Origin of the sequence: Chitinivibrio alkaliphilus ACht1 (assembly GCF_000474745.1) — a bacterium.
In the GTDB taxonomy this organism is placed as follows: Bacteria; Fibrobacterota; Chitinivibrionia; order Chitinivibrionales; family Chitinivibrionaceae; genus Chitinivibrio; species Chitinivibrio alkaliphilus.
In genome coordinates this window covers 1-7,611 of sequence record NZ_ASJR01000042.1, presented here as the reverse complement: position 1 = coordinate 7,611, position 7,611 = coordinate 1, and the positions used below count along the sequence as shown (strand labels likewise).

Annotated in this window: 2 protein-coding genes; both read right to left on the bottom strand. The window is 35.0% G+C overall.

Going from position 1 to position 7,611, the window contains the following annotated elements; all coding sequences use genetic code 11:
* Positions 1-106 precede the first annotated feature (106 nt).
* On the bottom strand, positions 107-3,790 hold the full coding sequence (locus CALK_RS11370; protein WP_034638244.1) for an ATP-binding domain-containing protein: 3,684 nt from the start codon (positions 3,788-3,790) through the stop codon (positions 107-109).
* A 47-nt stretch (positions 3,791-3,837) separates the two neighbouring features.
* Complete coding sequence (locus tag CALK_RS11365; protein ID WP_155851870.1) at positions 3,838-7,377, bottom strand: hypothetical protein; 3,540 nt, start codon at positions 7,375-7,377, stop codon at positions 3,838-3,840.
* Positions 7,378-7,611 lie beyond the last annotated feature (234 nt).

Below are 7,611 nucleotides of genomic sequence, written 5' to 3'. Positions count from 1 at the left end.
CCGCTGAACCAGTACAAAAATAAGGTAGTGTCAAGTTTTGTTCGCAATTTTCAAATTAACTTGCCATATCGCGTCAGTAGATATTGGTTGGAATATTTGAGCATAGTTATTTCCTAAATGAAAAGTCAGACCAATTGGTCTCTCGGCCATCTTTAAAGAAATGGCCGACTCGTTTAAGTGCTACAGGCATTTTATTACGACAGGTAACTGCAAGAAATTCTGTTGCTCGTGTCAAGCCTACATACAAGTATCTATTAAGCAACTTTTTTTCTTCTAGCTGATCGATTCCCCAGAAGAAAACAGCGTTAAACTCCAGCCCCTTTACGTGCTCTATTGATACTACGGCAACTTTACCGGCGGCGTTGAGAACGCCATCACCAGTGCAGCCAACGGTTTCGATTTGATTATCAGCAAGGAATTCAGACTCTTCAAGCGCATCAACTATATCTTCCACCATATTATCGTTTGGTGCGATGACACCAATTGATGGAAGTTCTTCACCACCATACACATTCTGAAGTTCCACAAGGCGTTCACAAACCCAGTCAATTGTTTTTGTTTCAGAATCCGTACGATATAGTAAGGCATCAGGTGCCTGGCGATTTTCCCATTTTTTAAGTTTTCCAGATTTGAATGCTGGTGGATTACCCGTTTCCTGTTCATACAAAAAAGAAGCTATCTCTAAGAGCTTAGGCTGCTGCCTATACACTTTAACAATTTCACTGCGCTCAAACCTGGAATCATCCCACGCCGTATCACTCCAGTCTGTTAAACCTGTGTGAGTAATACGCTGCATAACATCACCAACCAGTGATACTGTAGGGCAAAGCGGATGTGCAAGCAACGAGAATATCGAAAGTTGTAGGGCAGAGAAATCTGTCGCTTCATCAACTGCTACTTGTAGTCTATATTTCTCACAGATTCTTTTTACAGAAGGAGATGATTGTGGTATACGAATAGAATTATATCTCTTTACCAAATAGTTTGTATTTTGAAGCATTCTGTGCACAATAATATCAATTTCTAGTCCTGATATTTTATTGGGATTTTTCTCGATATATTCAAGATCTGAGAAGAGATGTTTTTCTATCTGCATTCTATTTTTCCGAAACTCTTTGTAATAGAGAGGAATGTTATCCACTAATATTTTATGTGAAGCCACCTCTGTTAGTAGAGTTATTTGATTGAGTAGTTTACCGTAATCAACCAACATATCCTGATTGGGAATTAGGTTATACTGTTTCAATAGTTGAGAACATTCTATAATCGATGTAGACGGTTCATTCTGAGATGCATTTGCCAATTTGAGAGCAATAAAACGTATTGTATTACTTAACAATCCCCGAGCTTTTATCATCGATTCTTGGTCGCCGGTTATATCCTCATTATCATCATCTTCAATTGTAAGATCTCGGCATAGAGGAAAAAGAAGCTCGAAAAAACGATGACCCTCATCGATTTTAGCAAAAAGAATTTTTGATACTCGTTCATCAATTTCTCGCTTACCATTTTTACTCGATCTAAGATAGTCGTTCTTATGATCAATCAACTCTGATACAATATCGAACATTTTTTCGAAATTGACAACTCTCCCTATAGAACCTTCTGATTCACGTAATAGTTCAATAAGATTATCTGGAGCCCCCGCTTTTTCAAGTTGCTTACGTGTTTCCTCAACACGCTTTTCAATAGATTTGGGGATATGTTCAGTAAACTTTTTTGCAAGTTTAACCAAAGAAGCACTATCTGTTTTAGCAAGAATTTTATTTTTCTTCTCTTGACTGAAGAGACTTTTCGGGAACACGCCGATTGATTTTGAAAATGGAATGCGTCGATCACTCCATACCTTCACAGTATCTTGTGTTGCCGAAAGCCCCTCTGCGCCAATGCTCTCTTTTAAGTATTGTTCAAGGAGTGGAGATGGACTAAAGAAATACCAGTTACTTCCGTGAATTACTTCTTCCGGATTACCACCACTAATTCTATTGATAATCTTGAGTTCCTCTTTAGTTAAGATATCATCTTCTGGAGCCCAGATTGTTTTCTGTTTGAGCCGCTTTATGATCGTTGTCGTTTTGCCAGTACCAGGAGCTCCTTCCATTATCAAGTGTTTTCCAAGAGGTTGTCTAAAAAAATCCCCCTGAATCTTATCGAGGAACATTTGTTCTTTCAATGACATTGTCTTTGACACCGTTGGTATTTCGTCACTACTTATCTCAAACAGTTTGTCGATCCAATGTCCCTGTGATATTTTCTCTGTAGCTTCTTCAGCTATAGGTCCTGTTGTCTCAACAGAACTCAAACCTTTTTGGTTGCGTAATAAATCTTTCCCGAATCCAACGAGGTTCTGTTTTAGTTTACGCAATGATTTAAAATGCATTCCCTCTATCTCTTTTCCTTTCTCGAAGGTAACGTCTACTTTTATACCATCTCGTTTAGCACCAGTGCGAATGGGAACAAAATCATTTACCTGAAGAACTGAACCACAAATCCCATTTCCTACAACGTACGAATCACCTGGTTCACATTCGGCAACACGCCCAGCAGAGCTGTAGTAGCTAGTATATATAGCATTACGCTCATTTTCAACATCATACCAGTCAGGTATAGTACTGGTTGTCACATTATTTTTATGAACGATCATTCCGGCCTCAACAATAACATCTACAGTGGTGCGTATTTGTTTTAATTTGGGGTTTAAAAAGAAGTAGTTGTAATCACCATCACTTTCTCTTGTAAATATAGCACGTTTAAAGGGCTCATCAATAACGGCTTTACCAGATCTTATTTGTTCACAGTCAAAGTGGTCGAGTTCTTCAATTATTAGGTCTGGAGTTTCGTGTTTCATATGTGAATCCACCTTTAGCTGATAGGGATTTTGATAACTACTAGCTTTATCGATAACAGATTCTTTTACTGCATGTTTCTCATTTTTACCTGGGTTTAGTATAACACCACCAACATCATTTAACAATGTTATGAAATTATTACTTTTACTAAGACGTGCTCCTGTACCCTTCATATTATCTATACGATCCTCTAACTGTTCTCTACTTTGTATACCACCAACCTCATTGTATACATTTGATATAAGATTTTTTAAATATGATCTGATATGGATATCTAACACCCCACTAAACGATCTTTTGAATCCCGATTTAAACTTATCCTTATTAACCTTTTTACTATGCCTATTGAACGCATCATACCAACTATCTGTAATTTTATCTTTAAACTTATTAATTTGAGAATCTTCTATATCTTTCTGTATCGGGTTTACCAATTCATTGGCAGGCTCACTGTTAGATGCATATTCCTCTGCATATGCCGCCTTAGAAATATAAACAAGGTATAATAGTATAATACCTGGTTCTTCTAATATTAGTTGTGAGATGAAGTCATCCGCCCCGTTTAAGTTCTTTGATATATCTTCCCAATTTACCGAATCATAGTCAAAATGTGATTTTTTAATCTTATCTATAGTGTTGTTAATATATTTAAATTTGGATCTGTCCTCTTTCTTAAACTCCTCGATTGATTCATCATCCTCAAAAATTATAGACGATACGTGTTTTAGCAATGAAGTAAACGGGTACTTGTTTGTTGCTATGTCACGTAACTCATATGCGAGATCAGACATCTGCTTTTGGTACTTGTAAGCTGCCATCATATCTCTTGTGGATGTTTCTATATCTTGTACTGCCTGCTCCTTCATAGAGGGTGTAAACTTTGTTGCTAATTTAGTAACATCTCTCGTTAATGTCTGCTCACTAATATTATCAGATTTCATTTTATATCTCTTGTGGGCGTTAGAAACCCAGTTCCTAAACTCAAATCTCATTGACTTGGGTAGATAACTAAACTCATTAATATTTTTTTGCCTGATGTTGTGAGTCTGTATTCACAAACAAAATCACGAATAACATCAATAAACGCATTTATTCTATCCGTTCTAGCTTCTTTAGCATTTGGGTTTTTCGCCACTGGTGATCTATCATAAAAATACTCATGAGTCATATCTATTACAGACTTTGGTGCATTGTCGTACAATATGTCCATCTTTTTAGTTGCGCTGGCATTAAATACGCTGGCACTATTATCTTCCTCTAATAGCATATCTTTTATGTTTTGTTGTGTTATATCTTTAAGATTCTTTTTAGTAAAATCGGTGTCTTCATCATAAGAAAAAGAGTCTGAAATATCCCTTATCGATTTAAAAAATAATGTATTAGAATCATATAAAGGACCGTCAACATAATTAAGTGATGCGAATTCAGCATCCTCGGAAAAATCGGATATATGATCGGTCAATGGTGTTTTTTCCTCACCGACAGCGAAATTGTCTAAGAATAGTTTTATCATATCCGCTGACTGTGATAGACCCCCAGCCCTATCGTCGATAAGAGATAGAGCATTAGCTATAACACTGTCATGGGGTATTTGACACAATACCGAACCATCGTCCTCGTTTTTATGTTCATCATTGACCCTATCTATATTATCTTTTATATATTCATTATCTTTATTAATGATAAGATGACCATAGATGAAATTTTTATTGAGAAAATCAATACATTCCCGTAAATTTTTAATATCAGAAAACTCTTTAGATATCCCGAAATGATATTCATCTATATACGGAATACCATCAACTGAAATTTTAACCTCTTCGGGAGGGGTACTAATCTCCTCGTATAATGATGTTTTATTATTATTATTATCTGCATCTGTATACCTTATCAACTTATACTTACCACTATCAGTAAATACATCTTCCATATTTTCTATAACTTCAGTACTCTGGTTGAATATTTTACCCATATTATTAAGAAATGGTTCATATGGCTGTTTAATAGTCTTAACATCTAAACTATCACCCTCAAGTTTAAGCGCCTTAGCTGTAAGCTTTTCAACTGTATTGGATGCAACCTGGGCTATAGCTTTATTTGCATCAGTTTGGGGGTTAACTATCCTGCTACTATAATGTTTAATAATAAGGTCTTCTATTGCCTTCTTTCTTTTTTCAATCTCATCTTTGGGCAACTCAGGGGGTGCGTCACTAAACGCCTTAAAATTGTATTTATCGCCCTTTATAATAGGTGTGTTAGCTATAGTTAGTTTTTTTAGCATATATATACATTTTTGTGCCCTCTTATCCTTACTTAGTTTTTTCTTAATTTTAGTAATACTATCTGTTTTTATATCTAAACCTTCGGGTTGAATTTTCTTTTGTATAATGCTCATTAATTTATCGGCCATATCTTTATTTCTTTTAACGGGATCATATGCTAAGATACCGTTATTATCCAACCCATCCGCAAGAACTAAATAATAAGAAGCTCTATGTGCTGAATTCCTTGGAGCGAATTTCCGTATCGCGTTAAAAGAAAAGTGTGCATGTTCTCGTTGAAGGTCTTTGTATGCAACACCAACCCCACTAGTGGATATGTCCCTATCTCTGGTGAGTATACTATACATGCCATCACTTAAACGAACTGAAACGGTTTTATTTTCTATATATGCCATAAATTTAGAAGTCTCAACAACCTCACTTGACGCACCAGCTTGTTCTTTAACAACATCAGATGTTATATCGTAAAAATTATCACTCTTAAGCATATCAGAAATGGCAAACTCAATGAAATTATTAGCTGCTTGTTCCCCTTTTTCTATAGATAATCTCCCAGACTTATCTATATACTTTTTTTGATCTATAAGATTTCCTAACCTTTTTCTAAACCCAACAAAATTAACACTACCGTCATCATTCACAGAATTTGTTATAGCACCAGAAACCGCATTTGATAGATTTTTATCGCTCAACACTTCCTGACCATCTAAGTTATGAATATCACCATACAGCTTTTTCATCTTTGTTATAACGTCTTTGCTATTCATAAAGTCATCAAAACGTTTCCCGATTTCTTGATCCACAAAGATATCTGTTAGTTTCAAACTATTCTCAATATTTTCTATGTAGTTATCATCTTTAGTAGCCTTTGTTAAAGAGCCTTCACTTTCTACATCTATAACCGACTCAAGATTTAAAAAGTGTGTAATATCATTTTTCCCCGATATACCACCACCATTAATAATTAAGGCTATAGTATGTACAGGATTACTAAACAATGATGTATGTGTAAATTCGTTCATTTTACGATCAATGAACCCATATTTATATAATGAATCAATAACCCTTTCAGCATCCATGTCACCTATATCATTCGCTACCTTTTTTAACTTTTCCATCTTTTCAGCATGGATATTATTGCTCATGTCATGAACACTGAGCAACATACTAAGTAATGTGGCCTCTTTATCAAGCGCTTTTGGTGGTAATAAATCTTGTGGGGTAGTACTCATCTCAACAACTTCTTCATTTTCTGTACCTTTTCTTATTGTCCGTTTTCCTGTAATAAGAAAGTCAATAAACTCATCTATCTGTGATCGTTTAGATGATAAATTATTTAATATTTTATCATTGTCAATAGAGAGGTTTAAGTATTCATGTAATGGGGTATTACTATCTACCTGTGCCTTAAATTCTTCCTCAATATCATCATGTAAAGCAGTAGATTTGCCATCTTTAGATAATAGGCTCTTCATGATCTTAGCATAAGAATATAAAATCAAATCTATCTTTGTTGTGTCATTCACATTCGATTTTTTTAATTGTCTAATATTGTTTTCTTTAAATACCTCATGCCAAGCTGTTCCCTTCGATGTAATAGAGTTTGTTACCCCATCTCTTATACTTGATATATTTGTGTTTTTTATCCTTGTAATAAATGTAACAAATTCCTCACCAGATATTTCTAATTTATCATCATGTAGATTATGTGATGTCTCTATATTATACTTAGTATTATACTTTGCTATATCCTGATATGAATTTATTATATCAACAACACCATCCCATACATTATTACCACCCTCACCAAACACACCATCTAGTGTATCCTCAATATTTTTGTTATTCTTCCCAGACGTCCGGATGATAAATGATGATAGACCACCCAATAAACGTATTTTTTCATCTTTCTTTTCCAATAAAGAAAGTTCGTAAATAGTTTCCGATACTATATCAGGTGATGCTTTTAATGCACTATCTATTAAAAATTTTTGGACACCAAGCATTTTTATCTTTTTCGGGATATATTTCCTTTTTTCATTAACCCAACCAAGATAAATAAAAAATGGTATTGCGGCGCGAATACTACTAACTTTATCACTAATATTTTTATTTATTATACTACCAAGTTCAACCTTATCTTTATTACTTATAATAGGTGATCTTTTATATTCATCTTTGTCATCTAATTTTCCCCTAAACCATTCCATCATCTTGTGGTTCTTATCGGAATCACCTAATAACAACTTAACCTCCCCGGAAAAAGTGGATAGAGAGTTACGCCATACATTCTGGATTTCCACTAAAATATATTTGTTCCATTTGATCCGGCGTCTTCCATCCATTGGCCGAATGTTTTCTAACCCGATTATAGTAAATCTCAATGTACCAAAACAGACCCCGTTGTAAAATCCCCCTTTGTCTTGTACTGGTTCAGCGGAAATCCAAAGATCGACCCTCATTCTGTACTGGTTCAGCGG

Coding starts and splice junctions, on each gene's coding strand:
- CALK_RS11370 (WP_034638244.1), bottom strand. CDS start 3,790: ATGAAATCTGATAATATTAGTGAGCAGACATTAACGAGAGATGTTACT.